General features: G+C 72.0%; 25 protein-coding genes and 1 tRNA gene. 13 read left to right on the forward strand and 13 right to left on the reverse strand.

Annotated features, from left to right (window positions below; translation table 11 throughout):
• Positions 1–43 precede the first annotated feature (43 nt).
• The 5 genes from ACSNOH_RS06365 (at position 44) to ACSNOH_RS06385 (ending at position 3,352) form a co-directional block, all read left to right on the forward strand.
• Positions 44–883, forward strand: coding sequence for a class E sortase (locus ACSNOH_RS06365; protein WP_436720199.1), 840 nt, complete (start codon positions 44–46; stop codon positions 881–883).
• 72 nt (positions 884–955) lie between these two features.
• Positions 956–1,132 (forward strand): hypothetical protein, encoded by a 177-nt coding sequence (locus ACSNOH_RS06370; RefSeq protein ID WP_179081707.1) that lies wholly within the window; start codon positions 956–958, stop codon positions 1,130–1,132.
• Positions 1,129–1,776, forward strand: coding sequence for an aminodeoxychorismate/anthranilate synthase component II (locus ACSNOH_RS06375; protein WP_436720200.1), 648 nt, complete (start codon positions 1,129–1,131; stop codon positions 1,774–1,776). Before ACSNOH_RS06370 ends, ACSNOH_RS06375 begins: the two co-directional genes overlap by 4 nt.
• A complete protein-coding gene (locus ACSNOH_RS06380; RefSeq protein WP_436720201.1) occupies positions 1,773–2,624 on the forward strand; it encodes a class E sortase in 852 nt (283 codons plus the stop codon). Before ACSNOH_RS06375 ends, ACSNOH_RS06380 begins: the two co-directional genes overlap by 4 nt.
• Positions 2,625–2,659: 35 nt before the next feature.
• Positions 2,660–3,352, forward strand: coding sequence for a class E sortase (locus tag ACSNOH_RS06385; protein WP_436720202.1), 693 nt, complete (start codon positions 2,660–2,662; stop codon positions 3,350–3,352).
• A gap of 227 nt (positions 3,353–3,579) precedes the next feature.
• Here the strand turns inward: ACSNOH_RS06385 and pknB are convergent, their stop codons facing one another.
• The 6 genes from pknB to ACSNOH_RS06415 all read right to left on the reverse strand — a co-directional run bounded on the left by pknB (position 3,580) and on the right by ACSNOH_RS06415 (position 11,746).
• Entirely contained in the window at positions 3,580–5,616 is a 2,037-nt protein-coding gene (gene pknB, locus ACSNOH_RS06390; protein WP_436720203.1) for a Stk1 family PASTA domain-containing Ser/Thr kinase, read from the reverse strand.
• Positions 5,617–5,778: 162 nt separating this feature from the next.
• Positions 5,779–7,233, reverse strand: a complete 1,455-nt coding sequence (locus ACSNOH_RS06395; protein WP_436720204.1) for a peptidoglycan D,D-transpeptidase FtsI family protein — start codon at positions 7,231–7,233, stop codon at positions 5,779–5,781.
• A complete protein-coding gene (locus ACSNOH_RS06400) occupies positions 7,230–8,672 on the reverse strand; it encodes an FtsW/RodA/SpoVE family cell cycle protein (RefSeq protein ID WP_436720205.1) in 1,443 nt (480 codons plus the stop codon). Before ACSNOH_RS06400 ends, ACSNOH_RS06395 begins: the two co-directional genes overlap by 4 nt.
• Before the next feature lie 40 nt (positions 8,673–8,712).
• Complete coding sequence (locus tag ACSNOH_RS06405; protein WP_436720232.1) at positions 8,713–10,263, reverse strand: Stp1/IreP family PP2C-type Ser/Thr phosphatase; 1,551 nt, start codon at positions 10,261–10,263, stop codon at positions 8,713–8,715.
• A 75-nt stretch (positions 10,264–10,338) separates the two neighbouring features.
• Complete coding sequence (locus ACSNOH_RS06410; protein ID WP_436720206.1) at positions 10,339–10,881, reverse strand: FHA domain-containing protein FhaB/FipA; 543 nt, start codon at positions 10,879–10,881, stop codon at positions 10,339–10,341.
• Positions 10,882–10,891: 10 nt separating this feature from the next.
• The gene (locus ACSNOH_RS06415; RefSeq protein WP_436720207.1) at positions 10,892–11,746 is read right to left on the reverse strand and encodes an FhaA domain-containing protein; all 855 of its coding nucleotides are present in this window, start codon (positions 11,744–11,746) and stop codon (positions 10,892–10,894) included.
• Between the two features lie 426 nt (positions 11,747–12,172).
• Here ACSNOH_RS06415 and ACSNOH_RS06420 point away from each other — a divergent pair.
• Together ACSNOH_RS06420 and ACSNOH_RS06425 are read left to right on the forward strand one after the other, a co-directional pair.
• Positions 12,173–12,256: transfer RNA gene (locus tag ACSNOH_RS06420), tRNA-Leu, on the forward strand.
• A gap of 280 nt (positions 12,257–12,536) precedes the next feature.
• Positions 12,537–13,238, forward strand: coding sequence for a hypothetical protein (locus ACSNOH_RS06425; protein ID WP_436720208.1), 702 nt, complete (start codon positions 12,537–12,539; stop codon positions 13,236–13,238).
• 47 nt (positions 13,239–13,285) lie between these two features.
• On the opposite strand, the gene ACSNOH_RS06430 is transcribed toward ACSNOH_RS06425, so the two are convergent.
• Positions 13,286–13,603 carry a helix-turn-helix domain-containing protein gene (locus ACSNOH_RS06430; RefSeq protein ID WP_436720209.1) on the reverse strand — a complete coding sequence of 106 codons (318 nt, stop codon included), beginning with the start codon at positions 13,601–13,603 and terminating at the stop codon, positions 13,286–13,288.
• Between the two features lie 398 nt (positions 13,604–14,001).
• On the opposite strand from ACSNOH_RS06430, the gene ACSNOH_RS06435 reads away from it, so the two are divergent.
• The 4 genes from ACSNOH_RS06435 (at position 14,002) to ACSNOH_RS06450 (ending at position 18,163) form a co-directional block, all read left to right on the forward strand.
• A complete protein-coding gene (locus tag ACSNOH_RS06435; protein ID WP_436720210.1) occupies positions 14,002–15,231 on the forward strand; it encodes an IS701 family transposase in 1,230 nt (409 codons plus the stop codon).
• 222 nt (positions 15,232–15,453) lie between these two features.
• Entirely contained in the window at positions 15,454–16,848 is a 1,395-nt protein-coding gene (locus ACSNOH_RS06440) for a DUF2252 domain-containing protein (protein WP_436720211.1), read from the forward strand.
• 174 nt (positions 16,849–17,022) lie between these two features.
• A complete protein-coding gene (locus ACSNOH_RS06445; RefSeq protein WP_436720212.1) occupies positions 17,023–17,805 on the forward strand; it encodes a hypothetical protein in 783 nt (260 codons plus the stop codon).
• A gap of 10 nt (positions 17,806–17,815) precedes the next feature.
• The gene (locus ACSNOH_RS06450; RefSeq protein ID WP_436720213.1) at positions 17,816–18,163 is read left to right on the forward strand and encodes a rhodanese-like domain-containing protein; all 348 of its coding nucleotides are present in this window, start codon (positions 17,816–17,818) and stop codon (positions 18,161–18,163) included.
• A gap of 48 nt (positions 18,164–18,211) precedes the next feature.
• On the opposite strand, the gene ACSNOH_RS06455 is transcribed toward ACSNOH_RS06450, so the two are convergent.
• From ACSNOH_RS06455 to paaA, 6 genes are all read right to left on the reverse strand, one after another.
• The gene (locus tag ACSNOH_RS06455) at positions 18,212–19,348 is read right to left on the reverse strand and encodes an acyl-CoA dehydrogenase family protein (RefSeq protein WP_436720214.1); all 1,137 of its coding nucleotides are present in this window, start codon (positions 19,346–19,348) and stop codon (positions 18,212–18,214) included.
• A gap of 135 nt (positions 19,349–19,483) precedes the next feature.
• Positions 19,484–20,617: a 2Fe-2S iron-sulfur cluster-binding protein gene (locus ACSNOH_RS06460; protein WP_436720215.1), complete on the reverse strand. Its 1,134-nt coding sequence runs from the start codon at positions 20,615–20,617 to the stop codon at positions 19,484–19,486.
• On the reverse strand, positions 20,618–21,148 hold the full coding sequence (paaD, locus tag ACSNOH_RS06465) for a 1,2-phenylacetyl-CoA epoxidase subunit PaaD (protein ID WP_436720216.1): 531 nt from the start codon (positions 21,146–21,148) through the stop codon (positions 20,618–20,620).
• On the reverse strand, positions 21,142–21,882 hold the full coding sequence (gene paaC, locus ACSNOH_RS06470; RefSeq protein ID WP_436720217.1) for a 1,2-phenylacetyl-CoA epoxidase subunit PaaC: 741 nt from the start codon (positions 21,880–21,882) through the stop codon (positions 21,142–21,144). Before paaC ends, paaD begins: the two co-directional genes overlap by 7 nt.
• Positions 21,879–22,166, reverse strand: a complete 288-nt coding sequence (paaB, locus tag ACSNOH_RS06475) for a 1,2-phenylacetyl-CoA epoxidase subunit PaaB (protein WP_030366881.1) — start codon at positions 22,164–22,166, stop codon at positions 21,879–21,881. The genes paaC and paaB overlap by 4 nt, the downstream gene beginning before the upstream one ends.
• Positions 22,163–23,128 carry a 1,2-phenylacetyl-CoA epoxidase subunit PaaA gene (gene paaA / locus ACSNOH_RS06480; protein WP_436720218.1) on the reverse strand — a complete coding sequence of 322 codons (966 nt, stop codon included), beginning with the start codon at positions 23,126–23,128 and terminating at the stop codon, positions 22,163–22,165. The genes paaB and paaA overlap by 4 nt, the downstream gene beginning before the upstream one ends.
• A 187-nt stretch (positions 23,129–23,315) precedes the next feature.
• Here paaA and ACSNOH_RS06485 point away from each other — a divergent pair, with 187 nt between their 5' ends.
• Both ACSNOH_RS06485 and ACSNOH_RS06490 read left to right on the forward strand, forming a co-directional pair.
• Entirely contained in the window at positions 23,316–23,984 is a 669-nt protein-coding gene (locus ACSNOH_RS06485; RefSeq protein WP_436720219.1) for a DUF5819 family protein, read from the forward strand.
• On the forward strand, positions 23,981–25,204 hold the full coding sequence (locus tag ACSNOH_RS06490; protein WP_436720220.1) for an HTTM domain-containing protein: 1,224 nt from the start codon (positions 23,981–23,983) through the stop codon (positions 25,202–25,204). The genes ACSNOH_RS06485 and ACSNOH_RS06490 overlap by 4 nt, the downstream gene beginning before the upstream one ends.

The raw sequence follows: 25,204 nt of genomic DNA on the forward strand, positions 1-25,204 counted from the left end.
CGCCGCGGGCGCGCCCCGGAGTCACGCCCGGAGGAGGCCAACGGTGAGGCCGAGGACCGTCGTCCGCACGCTCAGCGAACTGTGCGTCACCACCGGCGCGCTGCTCGTCCTCTTCGTCGTCTACGTCCTCTACTGGACGGGCGTGCGCGCCGACCGCGCCATGGACGAGGAGCTCGGCCGGCTCCAGGAGCGCTGGTCGAGCGGGGCCGTGGGCGCGGCCGCCGCGCCGGGGGAGCCGGGAGAGGCAGCATCGGAGCCGCAGCCCGGGGATGCGCCGCCCGGGCCCGGCGCACCGCCCGGCCGGCCGGGGGCCCCTTCGGCCTCTTCCGCCCCTTCCACCCCTTCCGCCCCGGCACAGCCCGGAGCTCCCTCCCGCACCGCGCCCCGCACGGGCGCCGCGGGCCAGGCGCCCCGGGCCGGCCGGGCCTTCGCCGTCATGTACGTCCCCCGCTTCGGCGCCGGCTGGGCCAAACCCGTCCTCGAAGGCACCGGCACCGAGCTCCTCAAGAAGGGCCTCGGCCACTACGAGGGGACCGCCCGCCCCGGCGCGCCGGGCAACTTCGCGGTCGCCGGCCACCGCCGCACCTACGGCGACCCCTTCAAGGACCTCGACGAGCTCCGCGCGGGCGACGCGGTGGTGATCAACGACGGCACCACCTGGTTCACGTACCGCGTGGACGGCCGCCCGTACCGCACCCGGCCCGACGACACGGGCGTCATCGACCCCGTGCCCGCCGCCTCCGGCTTCCGCGGCCCCGGCCGCTACCTGACCCTCACCACCTGCGAGCCGGAGTGGGGCCACAGCCACCGGCTGATCGTGTGGGCGCATCTGGACGCCACCTCGCCCGTCGCACAGGGGCGGCCCGGCGCTTTGTCCGGCTGACCCCCTCGGACCGTGCCCGCCCCTTACTCTGGTGCTGCAATTTCGACTACGTCATCGGCAAGTGGGGACAGCATGTACGGCTGGATCTGGCGGCATCTGCCGGGCAACGCGTGGGTACGGGCACTGATCTCGCTGGTGCTCGTCCTGGCGGTCGTCTACGTCCTCTTCCAGTACGTCTTCCCCTGGGCGGAACCGCTCCTGCCGTTCAATGACGTGACGGTCGACAACGGAATGGCGGTCAACCAGTGAGTGCGCGCATCCTCGTCGTGGACAACTACGACAGCTTCGTCTTCAACCTCGTCCAGTACCTCTACCAGCTCGGTGCCGAGTGCGAGGTGCGGCGCAACGACGAGGTCGAGCTCGGCCACGCCCAGGAGGGCTTCGACGGCGTCCTGCTGTCCCCCGGGCCGGGAGCGCCCGAACAGGCCGGTGTCTGCATCGACATGGTGCGGCACTGCGCGCAGCACGGCATCCCCGTCTTCGGCGTCTGCCTGGGCATGCAGTCGATGGCCGTCGCGTACGGCGGCGTGGTCGGCCGGGCGCCCGAGCTGCTGCACGGCAAGACGTCGCTGGTGACGCACGAGGGCGCGGGCGTCTTCCAGGGCCTGCCCTCGCCCTTCACGGCCACCCGCTACCACTCCCTGGCCGTCGAGCGGGAGAACTGGCCGGACGAGCTGGAGATCACCGCCTGGACGGAGTCGGGCATCGCCATGGGCCTGCGCCACCGCGACCTGCCGGTCGAGGGCGTGCAGTTCCACCCCGAGTCCGTGCTCACCGAGTGGGGGCACCGGATGCTCGCCAACTGGCTGGTCGCCTGCGGTGACGCCACGGCGGTGGAGCGATCGGCGGGCCTGGCCCCGGTGGTGGGCAAGACCGGGGCGGCCGGGGCGTGACCACGCCCCCGCGGGTCGTGTCGCAGCCCCTGCCGCCCGAGGACCGGGCGACGATGGAGCTGCGCAGGGTGGAGGTGCCGTCCGAGGCGGCGCCCCGGCCCGTACGGACCGGGGGCCGCGCCGCACGGCGCCAGGCGGCGCGGAAGGCGCGGCGCAGCAGCGTGGGCGTGCTGTTGTGCCGTCTGACGGGCGAGCTGTTCATCACCGCGGGCCTGGTGATGCTGCTCTTCGTCGCCTACCAGCTGTGGTGGACGAACGTCCGCGCCCTGCACCAGGCGGGCGGGGCGACCCACCACCTGCAGAGCCGCTGGGACGAGGACGGCCAGGGCGCCGACCGGGACGCGGGCGCGTTCTCGCCGGGCGAGGGCTTCGCGATCCTCTACATCCCGTCCCTGGACGTGAAGGCCCCCATCGCCGAGGGGGTGGGCAAGCAGAAGGTGCTCGACCACGGCATGGTGGGCCACTACGGAGACGGTGGCGCCGCTGCCCTCAAAACGGCGATGCCGTGGGACAAGGAGGGCAACTTCGCGCTCGCCGCCCACCGCAACACCCATGGCGAACCGTTCCGCTACGTCAACCGGCTGAAGCCCGGCGACAAGATCGTCGTCGAGACGCGGAGCGCCTTCTACACGTATGAGATGACGAGCCGTCTGGACCAGACGTCACCCGCGAACGTCGCGGTCATCGCCCCCGTGCCGGCCGGTTCGGGCTTCCGCGGCCCCGGCCGCTACATCACCCTCACCACCTGCACCCCCGAGTTCACCAGTACCTACCGTCTGATCGTGTGGGGCAAGATGGTCGACGAGCGGCCCCGGAGCAAGGGAAAGCCGGACGCGCTCGTCAACTGAGACACGCGGGAACAGTGAGCGGGGTACGAACGTCAGTGGCACGGACTGACCGGGGACGGGGGCGCCTCGCCGTCGCCGTGGGCGTCATCGGCGAACTGCTGATCACAGCGGGCCTCATCCTGGCCCTCTTCGTCGTCTACTCCCTGTGGTGGACGAACGTCCTCGCCGACCGCGAGGCGAAGCGGCAGGGCCACCAGGTGCGCGACCGCTGGGCCAAGGGCCCCTCGGGCCCCGGCGCCCTGGACACCAAGGACGGCATCGGCTTCCTGCACGTGCCCGCCATGAAGAACGGCGAGGTCCTGGTCAAGCGCGGCACCGGCACCGACGTCCTCAACGAGGGCGTCGCCGGCTTCTACACCTCCCCCGCGAAGTCCGCCATGCCGTGGGACAAGGAGGGCAACTTCACGCTGGCCGCCCACCGCGACGGGCACGGCGCGAAGTTCCACAACATCGACAAGGTGAAGACGGGGGACCCGGTCGTCTTCGAGACCCGCGACGTCTGGTACGTCTACAAGGTCTACGCCGAGCTGAAGCAGACCTCGAAGTACAACGTCGACGTCATCGACCCCGTCCCGAAGGAGTCCGGCAGGACGAAGCCGGGCCGCTACCTGACCCTGACGACCTGCACGCCCGTCTACACCTCCGACTACCGCTACATCGTGTGGGCGGAGCTGGAGCGGATGGAGAAGGTGGACGCGAAGCGGACGCCTCCGGCGGAGTTGCGGTAAAGCCCTTTCCTTCCGCCGCGACGGCGCGCAGCCGGCGCGGCGGATTCCGGCGGTGCCGAGCCGGGCGGAGGCGAGTCCGGCACCGCCGGGAGACGCCGTTTCGGTTGCTCGCCGCTGCGGCGGCAGTGTGTTCCGCCGCGACGGCGAGGTACCAGAACGGCGAGGGTCCGGCGGAATGTGTTTCCGCCGGACCCTCGCCGTTGTTTGCTGTCTGACCGCCGGAGGCGCTAGTGGCGGCGACCCCCGATGAAGCCGCCCCCGATGAAGCCCGTGTTGCCCGTCGCGCCCTGGTCGCCGCCCGTGGCGGTGCCGGGGTTGCCCGTGTCGGAGCCGGGAAGGCCCGCCGTGGTCGTCAGGTCGACCGCGGAGCCCTTGGCGACCTGGTTGCCCGGGAGCGGGTTGGTCGTCTGCACGACCGCGTTGTCGTCCTGCGGGCCGATGACGTTGCCGACCTTCAGGCCGGCGCCCTCGATCTCCTTCTTGGCGTCCTTCAGCTTGTGCGTCAGGACCGGCGGCACGGTGACGTTCTGCGGGCCCTTGGCGACGGTCAGGGTGACCATGGAGCCCTGGGCGGCCTGGGTGTTGCCGTCGGGGCTCTGCTTGGTGACGGTGCCCGGAGGCTGCGTGGAGTCCTCCTCCGTCACCGACACCTGGAAGCCGTTGTCGGACAGCTGCTTCTTCGCCGCCTCGACGTTCTGGCCCACCACGGACGGCACCGTCTTGGTCGGCTTGGCCGTGGCGACGGTCAGCGTGACCTCGGAGCCCTTCTCGGCCTTCGAGCCGCCCTTCGGGTCCTGGTCGGTGACCGTGTCGGGCGCGACGCCCTCGGCGGCCGGCTTGGCCTTGGTGTTCACCTGGAAGCCCTTGGCCTCCAGGATCTGCCGGGCGCTGTCGAGCTTCTTCTCGGTGACGTCCGGCACCTCGACCTTGGCCGCGCCCTCGGAGAGCTTGACCTTGACCTCGCCGCCCCGGTCGATCTTGCCGCCGCCCTGCGGGTCCTGGCTGCAGATCTTGCCCTTGGGCTGCTCGCAGGTCTCCGTGCCGTTCTGGACGACCTTGAAGTCGCCGTTGACGCCCTGCTGCTGGGCGTCCTTCAGCGTCTGCCCGACGAGGTTCGGCACGGACACCTTGGAGGCGTTGCCGCTGCCGCTGAACAGCGACTTCCCGATGAAGATCGCACCGACCAGCACCAGGACGCCCGCGACGACCAGCAGGATCGTCGACAGGTTGCTCTTGCGGCCGCCGCCCCCGCCGCGCCGCCGGCCGTTGCCGTCGTCGTAGCCGCCGTACCCGCCGTCGTCGTCCCGTACGGGCGGCAGCATGGACGTCTGCCCCGGGCCCTGGGGGGCCTGGGGACGGAGCATGGCGGTCGGGGCGTCGGCGCCGTAGCCGACGGCGTTCAGGGAGGCCGTGGCGGCGACGGGCTGGCCCTCCAGGGCCGCCTCGATGTCGGCGCGCATCTCGTCGGCCGACTGGTAGCGGTAGTCCGGGTCCTTGGCCAGCGCCTTGAGGACGATGGCGTCCATCTCGGGCGTGATCTCGGGATCGTGGACGCTCGGCGGGTTCGGCTCCTCCCGCACGTGCTGATAGGCGACGGCCACCGGCGAGTCGCCCACGAAGGGCGGCCGGACCGCCAGCAGCTCGTAGAGCAGGCAGCCGGTGGAGTAGAGGTCGGAACGCGCGTCGACCTGCTCGCCCTTGGCCTGCTCCGGGGAGAGGTACTGGGCGGTGCCGATGACGGCCGCGGTCTGCGTCATCGTCATGCCGGAGTCGCCCATCGCGCGGGCGATGCCGAAGTCCATGACCTTGACCTGACCGGTCCGGGTCAGCATGACGTTGGCCGGCTTGATGTCGCGGTGGACGATGCCGGCCCGGTGGGAGTACTCCAGCGCCTGCAGGACGCCGATGGTCATCTCCAGCGACCGCTCGGGCAGCAGCTTGCGGCCGGAGTGCAGCAGCTCGCGCAGCGTCGACCCGTCCACGTACTCCATGACGATGTACGGGATCGAGACGCCGTCGACGTAGTCCTCGCCGGTGTCGTACACGGCGACGATCGACGGGTGGTTGAGCGAGGCGGCCGACTGGGCCTCACGGCGGAACCGGGCCTGGAAGGACGGGTCGCGGGCGAGGTCCACCCGCAGCGTCTTCACGGCGACGGTGCGGCCGAGCCGGGTGTCGTGGGCGAGGTAGACCTCGGCCATGCCACCGCGGCCGAGCACCGAGCCCAGTTCGTACCGGCCGCCGAGGCGACGCGGCTCTTCCATAGCTCCAGCCCTTCCGTTTTCCTGACCGCACCTTCACTACGTCCGGCGGTGTGCTGTCCGGCATACGGTACCCGGCACGTCACGCCCCTTCCGGCCGCGACGGCCACCTGATACACGACCGGTACCGACATCCGCGGCGCCGGACGGCGAAGGTGAGCCGCGTCACTTCGCCGTGCTGAGCACCGCCTCCATGACCTTCTTCGCGACGGGCGCGGCGAGGGCGCCACCGGCGATGTCGTCACGCAGCGTGTCCGAGCTCTCGATCACCACGGCGACGGCGACGGGCGAGCCGTCGGTGCCCTTGGCGTAGGAGATGAACCACGCGTACGGGTTCGCGCTGTTGTCGACGCCGTGCTGGGCGGTTCCGGTCTTGCCGCCGACGGTGACGTTCGGGATCTTGGCCTTGGTGCCCGTGCCCTCGTTGACCACGGTCTCCATGATCGACTGCAGCTTGCGGGCGTTGTCCCGCGAGACCGGCTGGGACATCTCCTTCGGCTGGTGCGTCTCGATCACGTTGAGGTTGGGGGCGCGCACCTTGTCGACCATGTACGGCTCCATGAGCTTGCCGTCATTGGCGATCGCGGCGGCCACCATGGCCATCTGCAGCGGCGTGGCGCGGTTGGAGGCCTGGCCGATGCCGTCCATGGCGTTCTGCGGACGGTTGTCCTTGGGGTAGACGCTCGTCGCGGCGCGGACCGGCGTGTCGACCTTGTCGTTGTTGAAGCCGAACTTCTGCGCCTCTTCCATCATCTTCTTGTTGCCCAGGTCGGCGCTGACCTTGCCGAAGACGGTGTTGCAGGAGTACTGCAGGGCCACCCGCAGCGAGGCGTCCTTGCAGGGGATGTTGCCCTCGTTGTCGAGGGTGACCCGGGTGTCCGGCAGCGTCCACGGCAGCGGCGAGTCGGTCTTGGAGTCGACGTCCTTGTACAGGCCGTTCTCCAGCGCGGCGGCGGCCGTCACGACCTTGAACGTGGAGCCCGGGGGGTACGTCTGGCGCAGCGCCCGGTTGAGCATCGGCTGGTTCTTGTCCTTGTCCAGCGTCGTCCACTCCTTGCCGTCGTTGGCACCCGCGATCTTCGACGGGTCGTACGACGGGGTGGACGCCAGGGCGAGGATCTTGCCGGTGCGCGGGTCGATGGCCGCGACCGCGCCCTTCTTGTCGCCCAGGCCCTCGAAGGCGGCCTTCTGGGCCTTGCTGTTCAGGGTGGTGATCACGTCACCGCCCTTCTTGCCCTTGCCCGTGATCATGTCGACGGTGCGGTTGAAGAACAGGCGGTCGTCGTCGCCGATGAGGACGCGGTCGTAGAGCTTCTCCAGCTGGGTCGCCCCGTAGACCTGCGAGGAGCGGCCGGTGACCGGCGCCCACATGGGGCCGTCCACGTACGTCCGCTTGTACTTGAAGTCCACGCCGCCGGTCTCGACCGAGCCGGTGATGGCCTGGCCGTCGACGATGATGTTGCCGCGGGGCTGGCTGTAGCGGGCGATGTCGACGCGGCGGTTGTTCTTGTGCGTCTTGAGCTCGTCCGCCTGGACGAACTGCAGCCAGTTGTCCCGGAGCAGCAGGGCCAGAACGAGGAGGCCGCAGAAGATCGCGATCCTGCGTACGGGCTTGTTCACGGGCGGACCACCTGGGTCATCTCGGCGTCGGTGGACGGTGCGGGGGCCGGGGCCGGGCGCCGTGCCGTGTCACTGATCTTTATCAGGATGGCGATGAGCGCCCAGTTGGCGATCACGGACGAGCCGCCCTGCGCCAGGAAGGGCATGGTCATACCGGTCAGCGGGATGAGGCCCATGACGCCGCCGGCCACGACGAAGACCTGGATGCCGAAGGCGGCGGCGAGGCCGGTGGCGAGCAGCTTGCCGAAGGGGTCGCGGGCGGCGAGGGCCGTCCGCATGCCGCGCTCCACGATCAGGCCGTAGATCAGCAGGATCGCCATGGCGCCGGCCAGGCCGAGCTCCTCGCCGTAGGAGGCGAAGATGAAGTCGGAGTTGGCGGCGAACTGGATCAGGTCGGAGGCGCCCTGGCCCCAGCCGGTGCCGAAGACGCCGCCGGAGCCGAAGGCGAACATGGCCTGGGCGATCTGCTCGGTGGTGGCCCAGGACGGGCGCGGGTTGTCGTAGACCGCGAAGGGGTGCAGCCAGGCCATCACACGCACCTTGACGTGCGGCTCGACGGAGCCGACGACGGCCGCGCCGCCCGCCGACATCAGCAGGCCGAAGACGATCCAGCTGGTGCGCTCGGTGGCGACGTACAGCATGACGACGAACATGCCGAAGAACAGCAGCGAGGAGCCCAGGTCGGTCTCGAAGACGAGGATGACGAGGCTGAGCGCCCAGACGGCGAGGATCGGGCCGAGGTCGCGGCCGCGCGGCAGGTACAGGCCCATGAAGCGGCGGCTGGCCAGGGCCAGGGCGTCGCGCTTCACCATCAGGTAGCCGGCGAAGAAGATCGCCAGGATGATCTTCGCGAACTCACCGGGCTGGATGGAGCCGAGGCCCGGGATCGTGATCCAGATCTTGGCGCCGAACTTGCCGGGGAAGAACACCGGGGCGACCAGCAGGATCAGCGCGACCACCATCGAGATGTAGGTGTAGCGCTGCAGGATGCGGTGGTCCTTGAGGAAGATCACCACGCCGACGAACAGCGCGATGCCCAGGGCGGAGAACATCAGCTGGTTCGGGGCGGACGCCTGGAACGTGAAGCCCTGGGCCTTGGCCAGCCGCGCCAGCCGCTCGGACTGGTCGAGCCGCCAGATCATCACGAGGCCGAGGCCGTTGAGCAGGGTGGCCAGCGGCAGCAGCAGCGGGTCGGCGTACTTGGCGAACTTGCGCACCACCAGGTGGCCGACGCCGCCGAGCAGGCCGAGGCCGAGGCCGTAGCCGAGCATTCCGGAGGGCATCTCGCCGTTGAGCGCGAGGCCGACGTTGGCGTACGCGAAGCACGGCAGGATCACCGCGAACGCGAGCAGCGCCAGCTCGGTGTTGCGCCGGCTGGGCGGGCCCACGGTGCTGATCGTGGTCGTCGCGGTCGTGCTGCTGCCCGCGCTGGATGGCATGGATGGCATGGCTGACATGAGTTGATGGCCCCCTACGGCTTTACTGCTGAGCGCTGCACTGCGGGACCAACTTCTGCTCTTCCTCGGTGAGGGTGGGGCCCGGGCTCGGCACCGGGGTGGCTTGGGCGGCGAGACCGGAGGCGCCCGGCTTGGCGTCGCCCGCCTTCGGGTCCTTCGGATCCTTGGGGTCCTTGGGCAGGTCGCCCACGGAGCCCACCCGGTCGCCGTTCTGCTTCTCCTTGTCCCGCTGCGCCTGCTCGGCCTTGCGCCGCTCGTCCTCCTTCTTGCAGGCGCCGGCGAGGAGGCCGAGGTCCCTGGCCTTCTGCTCCGCCTTCGCGCGGCTGTCGAGCGCGATGGTGTCCTCGACCCGGCTGCGCTGGTCGACGGGAAGGTACTTGAGTTCGATCTCGGGGTGGTCCTGGTAGAGCTTGCTGAGGCTCACCCACGCCAGGTCCTGGTTGATGCCCTGGTAGACCGCCACGTGGTTGTTGTCCTTGGCGCCCACGTAGTACTGCGTCTGGGTCCAGCTGTAGCCGCCGTAGAGGCCGCCCGCGACGACGCCGAGGACGAGCCCGAGGATGAGCGTCCGCTTGAGCCACCGGCCGCGCCGGGGCTCCTTGACGAAGTCCTCGTCCATGAAGGCGCCGAACGAGCCGTCCGGGGTGCCCGTGCCGTCGCCGCTGCCGGGCGGGCCGAAGGCGCCGCCGGGGGCCTGCGGGGGCACCGGCCGGTTGGCGCGGGCGTGCTCGGCGGCCCGGCCGGCCGGGGTCTGCATGGCGCCGTCGACGCCCAGCTGCAGCTGGTTCTCGGCGACCGCGCCGACGATCACCGGCGTGTCGTTGAGCTGCTGGGCGAGGGTGTCGCCGCCGTCCACGTCGAGGACGTCGGCGACGATGCAGGTGATGTTGTCGGGGCCGCCGCCGCGCAGGGCGAGCTGGATCAGCTCCTGGACCGTCTCGTGCGGGCCCTGGTAGCTGGCGAGCGTCTCCTCCATCGTCTGGTGGCTGACGACGCCGGAGAGGCCGTCGGAGCAGATCAGATAGCGGTCGCCGGCCCGCACCTCGCGGATGGACAGGTCCGGCTCGACGTGGTCGCCGCTGCCCAGCGCGCGCATCAGCAGGGAGCGCTGCGGGTGGGTGGTGGCCTCCTCCTCGGTGATCCGGCCCTCGTCCACCAGCCGCTGCACCCAGGTGTGGTCCTGGGTGATCTGGGTGAGGACGCCGTCGCGCAGCAGGTACGCGCGGGAGTCGCCGACGTGCACGAGGCCGAGGCGCTGGCCGGTCCACAGCAGGGCGGTCAGGGTCGTGCCCATGCCCTCCAGCTGCGGGTCCTCCTCGACCATGACGCGCAGCTGGTCGTTGGCGCGCTGCACGGCGGAGCCGAGGGAGGTGAGGATGTCCGAGCCGGGGACGTCGTCGTCGAGCTGGACGAGGGTGGAGATCACCTCGGAGCTGGCGACCTCGCCCGCGGCCTGGCCGCCCATGCCGTCGGCGATGGCGAGCAGGCGCGGGCCGGCGTAACCGGAGTCCTCGTTGCCCTCCCGGATCATGCCCTTGTGCGATCCGGCGGCGAAGCGCAGTGACAGACTCATGCGCACCTCGCCCGTCGGCTCCGGGTACAGCCCCTTCCCAGCCACGCTGCCCACCCTCCGGTCGTCATGGTCCTACTACTTCCGCAGCTCGATGACGGTCTTGCCGATGCGGATCGGCGCGCCGAGCGGGATCGGGGTCGGGGTGGTCAGCCGGGTGCGGTCGAGATACGTGCCGTTGGTCGAGCCGAGGTCCTCGACGATCCACTGGCCGTCGCGGTCCGGGTAGATCCTGGCATGCCGGCTGGAGGCGTAGTCGTCGTCCAGCACGATCGTGGAGTCGTGGGCACGGCCCAGCGAGATGGTCTGGCCCTGCAGGGCGACCGTGGTGCCCGCGAGGGAGCCCTCGGAGACCACGAGCTTGGTGGGGGCGCCGCGGCGGCCCCGGTCCGCGCGCCGGTCGGCCCGGCGGCCGCCCGTCTGCTGCTGGCGCTGCTGCGGGGGCGCGGCCTGGGCCTGCGCGCGCTGCGGCCGGCCCTCGCCGCCGCCCCGGCGGGAGCCACGCTGGGTGACCCGGGTGCCGAAGAGATCACTGCGGATGACCTGAACGGCCACGATCACGAACAGCCACAGTACGGCGAGGAAACCCAACCGCATGACCGTGAGGGTCAGCTCTGACATTGCCCCCGCTTCACCCTTCGGCTTGCCGATAAACGATGGTGGTGCTGCCCACGACGATCCGTGAGCCGTCGCGGAGCGTAGCGCGAGTGGTGTGCTGTCCGTCCACCACGATGCCGTTGGTCGACCCCAGGTCCTGGATGGTGGCGGGGGTGCCGACCCGGATTTCGCAGTGCCGGCGGGAGACGCCGGGGTCGTCGATCCGTACGTCCGCCTCGGTGCTGCGGCCCAGCACGAGGGTGGGCCGGGAGATCTGGTGGCGGGTGCCGTTGATCTCGATCCAGCGCCGGGTCTGGGCACCGGGCACGCTCGCGGGACCGCCCGCGCCCGCGCGCGGCGCGGGCCGCCCGGGGGGCGCGGAGGGCGGCGGCGACGCGGGCATGGGCGGCAGCCCCGACGGGGGCGCCGGATAGCCCGCACCGTGCGTGACGGGGCCGCCCGGGCGCGGGCTGCCGGGGCGCTGGCTCGGCTGGCCTTGGTGGTCCTGCGACTCGCTGGCGGCGAGGGTGCGGCTGCGCACCCGGTACAGGCCGGTGTCGAGGTCGTCCGCCTTCTCCAGATGGACCTTGATGGTCCCCATGAAGGTGTACCGCTGCTGCTTGGCGTAGTCGCGGACCATGCCGGACAGCTCGTCGCCGAGCTGGCCGGAGTACGGGCTGAGCCGCTCGAAGTCCGGGGTGCTCAGCTCCACGATGAAGTCGTTCGGGACGACGGTGCGGTCGCGGTTCCAGATGGTGGCGTTGTTGTCGCACTCGCGCTGGAGCGCGCCGGCGATCTCGACCGGCTGCACCTCGGACTTGAACACCTTGGCGAAGGTGCCGTTCACGAGACCCTCGAGACGCTGCTCGAAGCGCTTCAGTACTCCCACGGGGCACCTCCTTCCCTCAGTGACGTTCCTGATGCTCGGTGTCGTTCCTGATACTGCTTACTGATCGTATCCACGCGCTGGGGAAACGGCCGGTTCCCCTTCGGGGCCAGGAGTGACGAGTGTCGCCCCGGCCCTCCGGCACGACCCTCCCCGTCCCCTTCATAGGGATCGTAGAGGCGGCCGGGAGCCAGTGTCCCGCAACCGGCGGGGTCCCCACCGGTCCCGGCGGCCCGGGCGGGCCTCCTGCGGACCCCGGGGAACCGTCGCGCGCCCTCCGCGGAGCCCTCCGGGCCCCGGCCGGGAAGAACGAGTGTGAAGGCACCCGCCAAGGCGTGCTAATGTTCTCGATGTCGGAAGGCGCACGGCGCAGACACCGGAAGGGCAAGCCCCCCGGAAGAAGCCCGGAAGCCCGAGGACGACACCCATGCGCGGGTGGCGGAATAGGCAGACGCGCTGGATTCAGGTTCCAGTGCCCGCAAGGGCGTGGGGGTTCAACTCCCCCCTCGCGCACAGTGAGGACAGACCCCTCTCGGTGACTTCGGTCACTGTGAGGGGTCTGTCTCGTTTTGCCGTGCTTGCCCTGCTTATCCGGTGCGACTTCGGGGCCCACGTGGCCCTTGTGCTCCCCTGAGCTTGGCCGGAACCTGGCGCGCCGTAGTGGCTGGAGTGGGAACATCATTCCGTAGTCGCACCGGGGCGCTGTGTGATCCGGAATGGGGGACGCGGGGTGGCTGGTGACCAGACGTCCGTTTTTTCGGAATGGATCCTGCCCGCCCTCGTCTGCGCGCCCGTGACCTGGGTATGCCTGGTGCACCGCTTCCGCGGGCAGGGAAGGCTGCTGGGGACGGTGCGCTCGGCCGCGTCGGCGCTGGCCGTGGTGGTGTGGACGGCCGGGATGGCGGCGCTCGCCAGCGGTCTGCTGTTACCGCACGCCTCCGCGGTGCCGCCCGCGGCGGTCGGCATCGTCGCGGGGGCGGGCCTGGTGCCCAAGCGGCGGACCGAGCAGGCCGAGCATCCCGTGATGGCGATTCTCACACTCGGCCATTCCCTGCTGATCAACAACCTGATGGACCGCCTGCAGACGGACCGGGCCGAGTGGTGCGCCCGGCTGGCCGACGGCTTCGACAACTGCTGGGAGCTGGATGTCTTCGCCGACCGGGTTGCGCGGCACCTGAAGTCGCGGGTCGAGGTCCCCGGGCGGCCGGCCAGGGGCAAGAGCAGCCCGGCGACCTCGATCGAGACGCGTTACGAAGAGGTGCGGGCCGCGGTGCAGCGGGCGGACACGCTGGAGACCGAGATCGAGAAGGCCTGCTCGGTCGAACAGCGTGCGCGCACGCGCGAGGAGATCGGCCGGACGCTGCGGGCGTTCGGCGAGGCCGAGCACCTGTGTGCGCGGCTGCTGGAGCTGGCGCACGCACACGGCAAGCGCAGCGACGACAAGAAGATCCTCGCACTGCGGCAGCAGCCTCTCTACGGCGCGCCGGCTCAGTGAGCGGGCTCAGTGGGCGGGCCCAGTGAGCGGGCGCGCGGGACGTCAACTCAGTGATACGTCTTGGCCAACGCTCTGTGTGCGGGCTGTTCCCGGCATTCGGCGGAAGAGGTCTCCGTGAACGAGATCTCCATCTTGACGTCGAGCGCATCGGCCACGGCGGCGAGCGAACGCATGGTCAGATTCTCGTCGCCGGAGAGGATTTGACTCACCCTGCCCGGGGAGACGCCCATGCTCTCCGCCAAGTCCTTGCGGCTCATGCCGCGTTCGGCGAGGAGACCTGCCAGGGATGCCGTCGCGTGGCGTGCCAGCCGGCCTCCGGCCTCGTCGGCCGTCCGTCCATGATCGCGTCTGTCGCGCCACGTCATCGCTACCCCCTGGAACCAAGAACTCGCGGTGCCCTTGGACACCTTCCTCTCACAGGATGCCACCTTTAGGGCTAACTAAAAGCTCGCATCCGGCTAAAGAATGCCGGCTCAAGGGCGAGTTCACCTTTTGATCAATCTGTGACCAGGAGTGATGAGGCAATCGGTCGAATCCGGCCAACGTTTTTATCTGTCCGTTACGGGGGCCTCCGTCCGGTCGGCGGGCGCCCGCGGTGTGCGCCCCGGGGTGCGGTGTGCGCCCCGGGGGCTGCGGGGCCGGACCGGGACCGCGGCGGGGCGTGGGTGCTGCAACGTTCAAGCATCAATAGAAACCACGCGGTCGGTTTGGTACGGTCGGGCGCCAGTCCGGTAGCCAGGCAGCCAGCTCGTGGGGAGATCCGATGGACGTCAGATCCGCGCAATCCGGCCCGGTGCCCAGCCGGGCGACGGCCCTCGCCGACCGCTGGGACGTGGAGCCGGAGCTGTTCGCCTCCCTCGCGCGGAACGACCAGCGCCGGATGGCGGAGCAGTACGTGCGCGGCCTGCTGGCGGCCGAGGGCCGCAAGACCCTGCGCAACGTCGCGGAACAGATCGGCGGGAAGGCGCTCCAGCAGAGCGTTCACCACTTCATCACCGCGTCGTCCTGGAACTGGGCGCCCGTGCGGGGCGCGCTGGCGCGCCTGGCGGACGAGGTGGTGCGCCCCCAGGCGTGGGTGGTGAACTCCACGGTCATCCCCAAGGCGGGCATCCACTCGGTCGGCGTCGACCAGCAGTTCCTCCCCCACCTGGGGCAGACCGTCAACGGGCAGCGGGCGTTCAGCGCGTGGAGCGCCTCGGAGCGGATGAGCGTGCCGTTCAACTGGAGCCTGGTGCTCTCCAGGAACTGGCTGGAGGACCCGGCCCGGCGCAGCCGCGCGCACATACCGGCCGCCAGCCGCGTCGTCTCCCTGGAGGAGCACGCCGGGTCGGTCGCCGTGGAGGCGGCCGACGCCTGGGGCCTGCGCAGGCGCCCCGTCGTCGTGGACGTGGACGGTCTCGACGCGGGCGCGACCGTGGGGCGCTTCGCCCGGGCGGGCGCCTCCCTGATCCTGCGCATCGACGGCGCGACGCCGCTGCGGGTCGACGGCTCCCTGCTGCAGGGGTACAGCGACAAGGAGGTGCCCGCGGTGAACCTGATCTCCTCGATGAAGCGGATGCGCCGCCAGGTCGAGTGGTCGGACGTGACGGGGAGCCGGGTCCACTTCGGCGTGGTGAGCGCCATCCCCGTGCTGCTGGCGTGCCAGGCGCCCGGCGGCGGCAACGCGGCCGTGCACCACCGGCCGATGCTGCTCATGGGCGACTGGCGTTCCTCGGACCGGTGGCCGTCCCGCCTGTGGCTCACCGACGCCCGGCGGCTGCCACTGATCACCCTGCTGCGGCTGACCCGCCTCACGGACGTCGTCGAGCGGGACTTCGCGGAGATCTCCGAGCACACCGGCATCCGGGACTTCGCGGGCCGCTCGTTCCAGGGCTGGCACCGCCACATCACTCTGGCCTCGGTCGCCCACCTCGTCGCCGCGCGGGCGGGGGCGCGCCGGTACGCGGCGCGGAGGCGGCGCGCGGCGGGGTCCGTCACGCCTCTGTGCGCGTGAGCTGATCCGGGCGCGGGAGCCGTTCCGTGCGCCCGGAGCGTTCGGTGTTTTCGGAGCGTTCGGTGTGCTCGGGCCGGGTTCTGCCGCGCCTCTACGGTGACGGGTCCGCGGGCGCGCCCCTCTGTCTCGTGCGCGTGCCGCGCCGGTAGGTTCTCGGCATCGATCGCCGCGCGCGGTGCGGGTGGCGTTGTACGACGGTGTACGAAGGGGGAGGTGGGCGCGATGCCGCGACTGCCGTACGTGCCGGGGTTCGCCCGCCCTGCCGGGTCCGCGGGGGCGGCCGCGTCGCCGAAGGCGGAGGGCAAGGCGCTGCGCGAGCGGGTGCCGCGGTCCGCGCACGCGCGGTGGGCCGCCGGGCCGGACCGGCCGGACGCGGTCGCCGCCGTCGAGGCCTCGAACGCGGGCCGGCTGCCCGAGCTCACGCCGATACGGGTCGGCCGGATGGCCGCGTCCCCCTTCGCCTTCCTGCGCGGGTCCGCCGGGCTCATGGCGTACGACCTGATGGACACCGCCGTGACCGGGGCCGGCGCCCAGATCTGCGGTGACGCCCACGCCGCCAACTTCGGGCTCTACGGCGACGCGCGCGGCGAACTCGTCATCGACCTCAACGACTTCGACGAGACCCTGCACGGGCCCTGGGAGTGGGACGTGAAGCGGCTCGCCGCCTCGCTGGTGCTGGCCGGGCGGGAGGCGGGCGCGGACGAGGCCACTTGCCGGGCCGCGGCGCGCGACGCCGCGGGCTCGTACCGGCACACCATGCGGCTGCTCGCCGGCATGCCCGTCGCGGACGCCTGGAACGCCATCGCCGACGAGCGGCTCGTCTCCCACGCGGACGCCCGTGACCTGACCGGCACCCTGGAGCGGGTCGCCGGGAAGGCCCGGCGGAACACGAGCGCCCGCTTCGCCGCCAAGGCCACGGAGAAGACGGACGGCGGCCGGCGCTTCGTGGACGCCCCGCCGGTGCTGCGCCGCCTGCCGGACGGCGAGGCGGCCGCGGTCGCCCGGGGGCTGGAGGGCTACCTCGGCACCCTCCCGGAGGAGCTGCTGCCGCTGCTCGCCCGCTACGAGGTGCAGGACGTGGCGTTCCGCATCGTCGGCACCGGGAGCGTGGGGCTGCGCTCGTACGTGGTGCTGCTCCTGGACCACCGCGGGGAGCCGCTGGTCCTCCAGGTGAAGGAGGCCCGGCCCTCGGCCTTGCTGCCGTACGCGGAGAAGGCCGGTTTCGCGGCGGCGCCGGAGGGGCACGAGGGGCGGCGGGTCGTGCTCGGCCAGAAGCGGATGCAGGTCGTGAGCGACGTGCTGCTGGGCTGGGCCACGGTCGAGGGGCGGCCGTACCAGGTGCGGCAGTTCCGCAACCGCAAGGGCAGCGTCGACCCGGCGGCCCTCGCCCCCGCGGAGCTCGACGACTACGCCCGCCTCACCGGCGCGCTCCTCGCCCGCGCCCACTCCCACACCACGGACCCGCGCCTCATAGCGGCCTACTGCGGCAAGTCCGAGGCCCTGGACGAGGCGGTGGCCGCGTTCGCCCGCACCTACGCGGACCGCACGGAAGCCGACCACGAGGCGCTGGTCACTGCGGTCCGCGCGGGGCGGGTACGGGCGGAGGCGGGGGTCTAGCCCCCGCTCCTGGGTGGCGCGCCCGGCCGTCTCTGCCGGGGTCGCCTCGCTGCGGGGCAGAAAGCCCCCGCCGCAGCGGCGAGCAACCACTACGGCGCGCCCCGGCGGTGCCGGAACGGCCTCACCCCGGACGTGCCGGGAACCCCTCCGGGAGGGAACTACGCTGGGTGGGTGATGAATCCGGAAGCAGACACTTCCCGCCTGGAGCAAGCCGTCCGCACGGCCGAGACCGCGCTGATCGAGTTCGAGATCGCGGTGGAGACGTTCCGTGTGGAGGTGGAGAACTTCTCCCGCCTGCACCACCAGCGCCTCGGCCCCGTCTACGCCCGCCTCGAGGAGCTGGACGCACAGATCGCCGAGGCCGTCGCCGCCCGCAGCGGTGACCCCGAGGACCTGCGCAAGGCCCGTGAGGCCCGCGCGCTGGTGCAGCCGTTGCCCGGGGTGGAGGAGCTGTTCGGCGGCTGGCTGGACTCCGACGGGTTCTCGCCGGAGGGCATGGCGATGCTCACGGAGAAGCCGGTCCGTCCGCCCCGCCGGGTGCGCCCGAGCGACGAGGCCCGCCGGGCCTTCCGGGAGCTGGTCCGCGAGGCCCACCCGGACCTGGCGCGGGACGAGGACGAGCGGCTGCGCCGCGAGGCGTTCATCGTGCGCGTCAACGCCGCCTACGCGGACGGTGACGAGGAGCTCCTGGGCGCCCTGGCCGCGGAGTGGGCGGCGGGACCGGCGCCGGAGCCGCGGCCCCTGGACCGCGCGGAGGAGCTCTACGCCCGCCTGGAGTGGCTGGCGCAGCGCAAGGAGATGCTGGCCGGGCTGGCCGCCGAGCTGGAGGGTTCGGCGATCGGCTCGATGCTGCGGATGGCGCCGGAGGACCCCGACGGCCTGCTGGAGGAGATCGCCGAGGGGCTGCGCGCCCAGGTCGCCGAGCGCGAGGCGCATCTTCGGGAACTGGTCGGGTAGCGTCGTGGGCATGAGCTTTGGTTCCGGGATTCCCACGGTCGGCGTCGACGCGCTCTCGTCCGACGACTTTCTGCTGGATGTGCGCGAGGCCGACGAGTGGGCGGCCGGCCACGCGGAGGGCGCTCTGCACATCCCGATGAGCGACTTCGTGGCCCGCTTCGGCGAGTTGACGGAGAAGGCGCCGGACGGCGGCCGGATCAACGTCATCTGCCGCTCGGGCGGCCGTTCCGCGCAGGTCACCGCCTATCTGGTGCAGCAGGGCATGGACGCGGTGAACGTCGAGGGCGGCATGCAGGTCTGGGAGGCCGCGGGCCGTCCCGTCGTGGACGGCAACGGCGCTCCCGGGACCGTGATCTAGCCGAAGCCGAAGCCGAGGCCGGAGCCGGAGCCGAAGCCGAGGCCGGAGCTAGCCCTCGGGTGCGTGGGCGGCCAGCAGGTCGCCCAGTGCTTCCTCGTGCGCCGCGGCCGGGCCCAGGGACAGCTCCAGCTGCTTGGCCCAGGCGTGGTACCGGTGCAGGGCGTATCCGGTGTCGGCGCCGAAGCCGCCGTGCAGGTGCTGCGCTGTCTGCACCGCGCGCCGCACCCCTTCCGAGGCCCACACCTTCGCGACGGCGAGGTCCGCCTCGGCCGGGAGGTCCCCGTCCGCCCCGGTTTCCAGGCGCCACGCGGCCTGCCAGAGCGTGGCCTCCATGGCCCGCAGGTCGATGTAGCGGTCCGCGGCCTGGACGGCCACCGCCTGGAACGTGGCCAGCGGGAAGCCGAACTGCTCCCGCTTGCTCGTGTACGCGCTGGTCATACGGCACACCGCCGTCGCGACCCCGAGCGCGAGCGCGCACGTCCCGGTGGTGAGCAGGGCGCGCAGCCGCGGCCAGGCTCCTTCGGCGGTGACGACCTGCGAGCTGCCGAGCCGTACGGCGTCGAGCCGTACCTCCGCGTACCGCTCGCCGTTCGTCGACACCTGCGGGCCCAGGGCGACCCCTGGGTGATCGCGGGGGACGAGCCCGAGCACGCTCCGGCCGTCCGCATCGCACGCCGGGACGACGATCAGGTCGGCGTACGGCGCCCACGGCACGGCCGTCTGCACGCCGTCGAACACCAGGTCCTCCCCGGCCGCCGGACGTGCGGTGACCGAGAGCTCCGCCGCGTCGTGCCCGGTCCGCCCGCTGGAGGCGACCGTGACGGACAGCTCCCCCCGCCCGAGCGCGGGCAGGATCGGAGCCCCTGCCGCACCGCCGTGCGTGCTCAGCGCGAGCGCCGTGGCGCCGGTCTCCAGCAGCGGCACCCGGGCGAGGACCTGGCCGGCCTCGCGCAGCACCAGGCACAGGGCGATCGGCCCGAGTCCCGCCCCGCCGTGCCGGGCGGCGACGGTGAGGCTCAGCAGATCCGCCGCGGCCAGTCTGCGCCACAGCGCACGGTCGAAGTCCTCCGCGACCGGGCCCCGCGAGAGCACGGGGCTGGGCACGGCGTCGGGGGAGACCCCGGAGAACACGGCCCGCGCCGCCTCGGCGGCCGCCTGCTGTTCCTCGCTGAAGGTGAAGTCCACTGGCGCCGTCCTCCCGCACCCTTGCCGGTCCGGTCCGGATCGGCCCGTACCGGCAACACTGGAACTGACGGTCCGTCAATGTAGGGCGGGGTGAAGCAATTGGGAACGCCTCCGGCGGTGCGACCGGTAACTCCCTCAGCGGTCGAAGTCGATATCCACCTCCTCCGTCACCGGGTGCGACTGGCAGGCCAGCACGTGGCCGCCCTCGACCTCTTCCGGCTCCAGGGCGAAGTTCCGGTCCATCCGCACCTCGCCCCGGACCAGGAACGCCCGGCACGTCCCGCACACCCCGCCCTTGCAGGCGTAGGGCGCGTCGGCGCGGTTGCGCAGGACCGCCTCCAGCAGCGTCTCCCCTTCCTGCACCGGCCAGCTGCCGCTGCGCCCGTCCAGCGTGGCGGTGACCGTGCTGTGCGCGGGGGAGGCCGGGGCCCGCTCTCCGGCGCCGCCCGCGGCCCGGGCGGAGGACGGGGCACCGGATCCCAGGCCTGCTTCTACGCCGGATTCCACGTGGAAGATCTCCTGGTGGATGCGGTCCCGCCCGACGCCCAGGGCGCGCAGCGCCCGTTCCGCCCCCCGCACCAGCCCGTAGGGCCCGCACAGGAACCAGCCGCCGATCTCCCCGACCGGCACCAGGGCGGGCAGGAGCCGGGTCAGCCGCTCCTCGTCCAGCCGCCCGGAGGGCAGCCCGGCCTGCTGCTCCTCGCGGGAGAGGGTCTGCACCAGCTGGAAGCGGTCGGGAAAGCGGTCCTTGAGGTCGGCGACCTCCTCCAGGAACATCGTGGAGGCCGTGCTCCGGTCGCTGCGTATGAGGCAGAACCGGGCCTTCGGCTCCCGCTGCAGCAGCGTCGCGGCGATGGACAGCACGGGTGTGATGCCGCTGCCGCCCACGACGGCCGCGAAGTGCCCGGGCCGCGGCTCCAGGACGAACCGCCCGGTCGGCGCCATCACCTCCACCGTGTCACCGGCGGCCAGCTCCTTGAGGGCGTACGTCGAGAACTCGCCGCCGTCCACCAGCCGGACACCCACCTTCAGCTCGGCGGGCCCGGGCTCCCCCGGGGCGGGCGGGGGCACGCACACCGAGTACGTACGGCGGATCTCGGTGCCTTCCGGGGTGGTGCGGCGCAGGGCGATGTGCTGGCCCGGTGCGTAGCGGTAGGTCTCCCGCAGCGCGGGCGGCACGGCGAAGGTCACGGCGACCGAGTCGTCGGTGAGCGGGTCGACGGCCGCCACCCGCAGGGGGTGGAAGGCGCCGTGGCGGGCCGCAGCCATCTACAACTCCTTGAAGTGGTCGAAGGGTTCGCGGCAGGACTCGCAGCGGCGCAGTGCCTTGCAGGCGGTGGAGGAGAAGCGGCTGAGCAGCGATGTCTCGGTGGATCCGCAGTGGGGGCACCGGATGGCCAGGCCGACCATGACGGGCCCGGCCGGGCCCGTGGGCCGGGGCGGCGCTATGCCGGACTCCTGCAGCTTGCGGCGCCCTTCGGCCGTGATGTCGTCGGTGGACCAGGCGGGGGAGAGCACCGTGCGGACGGAGACCTCGGCCTGGCCGTGCTCGTGGAGCACGCGCTCGATGTCCGCGGACATCGCCTCCACCGCCGGGCAGCCGGTGTAGGTGGGGGTCAGCTCCACCTCGACCCGGCCGGGGCCGGTGACGTGCAGGCCGCGCAGCACGCCGAGCTCGGCCAGGGTGAGCACGGGCAGCTCGGGGTCGGGGACGGCTCCCGCCAGGGCGCGGAGCTCCTCTTCGAGCCGGGTGGGGCCCTGGGCGGCTGCGGCCCGGGAGGACGGGGAGGCGGTCACCATGACGCCCCCGGGTGGCTGCGGTGCAGGTGCTGCATCTCGGCGAGCATCCGCCCGAACGGCTCGGTGTGGATGCCCTGGCGGCCCGCACCGGCCGCCCACGCGCCGCCCTGCGGGCCCTCCGGCATCCTCAGCGTGGCGCGCTCGACGACCTCGGTCACGGCGGCCAGCCATCCTTCGCGCAGGGCCGCCCGGTCGGCGGTCAGGCCCTCGACGGGCTCGAAGAGCTCGCCCGTATACCGCCAGAGGGCGTCCAGGGCGCGCTGCATCCGCGAGCGGCTCTCCTCCGTGCCGTCGCCGAGGCGCAGCGTCCACTGCTCGGCGTGGTCGCGGTGGTAGGCGACCTCCTTGACGGCCTTGGCGGCCAGCGGCGCGAACGGGCCGTCGCCGGCGGCCAGCTGCCCGTACAGCAGGTGCTGGTAGACGGAGAAGTACAGCTGGCGGGCGATGGTGCGGGCGAAGTCGCCGTTGGGCTGCTCGACGAGCTGGGTGTTGCGGAAGGCGCGCTCCTCCCGGAGGAAGGCCAGCTCGTCCTCGTCGCCGACGAGGGAGAGCAGGGCGCGGGCCTGGCCGAGCAGGTCCAGGGCGATGTTGGCGAGGGCGACCTCCTCCTCCAGCACGGGCGCGTGCCCCGCCCACTCGCCCAGCCGGTGGGAGAGCACCAGGGCGTCGTCGCCGAGCGCCAGGGCGGCGGTGGCCGGGGAGGTCTCCGGGGTGGTCGCGGGTGCTCCGCTCACAGGTGCTTCACCCCTTCCGGGATCTCGTAGAAGGTCGGGTGGCGGTAGGGCTTGTCGGCGGCCGGCTCGAAGAAGGGGTCCTTCTCGTCGGGCGAGGAGGCGGTGACCGCGGCGGAGGGCACCACCCAGATGGAGACCCCTTCGGAGCGGCGGGTGTAGAGGTCGCGCGCATTGCGCAGGGCCATCTCCGCGTCCGGGGCATGGAGGCTGCCCGCGTGGGTGTGGGCGAGCCCGCGCCTGCTGCGCACGAAGACCTCCCACAGCGGCCAGTCAGCGTTCGTCATGCCGTCGCCTTTCCGTGCTTGGCCGCATACGCGGCGGCTGCTTCGCGCACCCACGCGCCCTCCTCATGGGCGCGCCGGCGCTGACCGATCCGCTGGTCGTTGCAGGGGCCGTTGCCGCGGAGCACCTCCTGGAACTCGGTCCAGTCGATGGCGCCGAAGTCGTGGTGGCCCCGCTCCTCGTTCCACCGCAGGTCGGGGTCGGGGAGGGTCAGGCCGAGGGAGGCGGCCTGCGGAACGCAGATGTCCACGAACCGCTGGCGCAGCTCGTCGTTGGAGTGCCGCTTGATCTTCCAGGCCATGGACTGCGCCGAGTGCGCCGACTCCGCGTCGGGCGGGCCGAACATCATGAGGGAGGGCCACCACCAGCGGTCCACGGCGTCCTGCGCCATCGCGTGCTGGGCCTCGGTGCCGCGGCTGAGGGCCAGCAGGAGCTCGTACCCCTGGCGCTGGTGGAAGGACTCCTCCTTGCAGATGCGGACCATGGCACGGGCGTAGGGGCCGTAGGAGCAGCGGCACAGCGGGACCTGGTTGGTGATCGCGGCGCCGTCCACCAGCCAGCCGATGGCGCCGACGTCGGCCCAGGTCAGGGTGGGGTAGTTAAAGATCGAGGAGTACTTCTGGCGGCCCGAGTGGAGCTTGTCGAGCAGCTCGTCGCGCCCGGTGCCCAGGGTCTCGGCGGCGCTGTAGAGATACAGGCCGTGGCCGGCCTCGTCCTGCACCTTGGCCATGAGGATCGCCTTGCGCCGCAGCGAGGGGGCGCGCGTGATCCAGTTGGCCTCGGGCTGCATGCCGATGATCTCGGAGTGGGCGTGCTGCGCTATCTGGCGGACGAGGGTGGCGCGGTAGGCGTCGGGCATCCAGTCCCGCGGCTCGATGCGCTCGTCGGCGGCCACGGCGGCGTCGAAGACCGCCTCCAGGGCCGTGGTGTCCTGGGCTCCTGCGTCCGGCGCCATCGTCGTCATGGCATTGCCCCCTGCCTCTCCGCCCGCTTCGCGACCGGCCCGACCGACCGATCGTTCGGTTCAATGGTGCGGGCGGCCGCGGGAGGGTGTCAAGCCTGTGGATAACCCCCCGGGCGCTGTGCCCGGCAAGGTGACCTCGGTACCGTTCGGGTGCACAGCAGAGGGCCGACGCAGGAACGGGGCGGGTATGGAGTCGGATGACGGGCACGAGCGGGCCGGCGGCCCGGCGGGGCTGTCCCTGCCCGCGCGCCTCGTCGTCGCGGCGGGCGCGGCGGTGATCGCGGTGACGGCGGCCGTCCACCTCGGGATGGTGTTCCTGCACGTGGCGCCGTCGAACACGGTCACCAAGCAGAACGCCACCGCGATAGACGACTACATCTACCCGGAGTACGAGCAGAACTGGAAGTTCTTCGCTCCCAACCCGCTCCAGCAGAACGTCGCCGTCCAGGCGCGCGCCGAGCTCCGCGCCCCCGACGGCCGGACCACCGTCACCGGCTGGACCGACCTCACCGCCCGGGACGGCGCCGAGATCCGCCACAACCTCCTCCCCAGCCACACGCAGCAGAACGAACTGCGCCGCGCCTGGGACTTCTACACCAGCTCCCACGACGTCAAGGAACAGCCCAACGGGCTGCGCGGCGCCCTCTCCGAGCAGTACGTCCGGCGCATCGTCGTCGGCCGGCTCGGCGCCGGGCAGGACGGGCGGACCGTCCAGCGCGTCCAGGTGCGTGCCGTGACCACCCTGGTCGCGCCGCCGTCCTGGAGCGACGAGAAGAACGAGCCCAAGCCCTCCTACCGGGTGCTGGGCTGGTGGCAGGTCACCGCCGCCGACCGTACGGAGGCGAAGAACCGATGAGCACGTCCCTGCCGCTCGGCGACCGGCTCTCGCGCGGCTTCGACCGCGTCACCGGCACCGCCCTCGGGGCCCACCAGGCGGCCGTGATCCGGATAGGCCTGTCCTTCACGTGGATGGTCTTCCTGCTGCGCGAGTGGCCGAACCGGCACGAGATGTACGGCCCCGACGGGCCGTGGAGCTGGGAGATGGCCCGCCGGCTGACGGCCGACAACCACGCCTTCACCGCCCTGCTCTGGTCCGACGGCGGCCTGTGGTTCGAGGCCGTCTACGCCTTCGCGATCGTCACCGCCGCCCTGCTCGCCCTCGGCTGGCGGACCCGGACCATGACCGTCCTCTCCATGATCGGCGTGCTGTCGCTGCAGAACCGCAGCGTCTTCCTCGGCGACGGCGGCGACAACGTCATCCACCTGATGGCGCTCTACCTGATCCTCACGCGCTGCGGCCGCGTCTGGTCCCTCGACGCCCGCCGCGCGGCGAAGCGGGCGGGGCAGCCGGCAGGCCTCGACCTGACGGGCATCGTGCTGTGGGCGGGCTGCGGACTGGCCCTGGCCGCGGCGATGATCCTCGGCGACACGCGGATGTCGTGGACCGGGCACGGGCCGCTCCCCGGCGTCGGCTGGGCGAGCGCCCTGTGGGCCTTGTGGCTGGTGCAGGGCCTGTGGTGGGTCGCGGAGCGGCACGGCTCGGGCGAGCCGCGCGCCGTCCTCGACGCCCTGGCCAATCTGCTGCACAACGCCGGACTTCTGGTGATCATGGCCGAGGTCTGCCTGATCTACGCCACGGCCGGCTGGTACAAGATCCAGGGTTCCCGCTGGCAGGACGGCACCGCCCTGTACTACCCGCTGCACCTCGACTACTTCTCGCCCTGGCCCGAGCTCTCCCACGCCCTCGCCGGCAGCGGGCTGCTCGTCCTGCTGCTCAGCTACGGCACCGTGGCCGTGCAGGTCGCCTTCCCCTTCACCCTGCTGAACCGGCGGGTCAAGAACGTCCTGCTCGCCGTGATGATGATGGAGCACCTCGGCATCGCCCTCCTGCTCGGGCTGCCGTTCTTCTCCCTGGCGATGATCGTGGCCGACGCGGTCTTCCTGCCGACCTCCTTCCTGCGCCGCCTGGGCTCCCTCGCCGGCCGCGCCCGCGACCGGCTTCTGCCGGCCCGCACGCAGCAGTCCCCGGTGCAGGCCGAGGACGACGAGGCGGCCACCAGGACTCTCGTAGGCTGA

It is taken from the genome of Streptomyces sp. URMC 127 (assembly GCF_051386535.1).
In the GTDB taxonomy this organism is placed as follows: Bacteria; Actinomycetota; Actinomycetes; order Streptomycetales; family Streptomycetaceae; genus Streptomyces.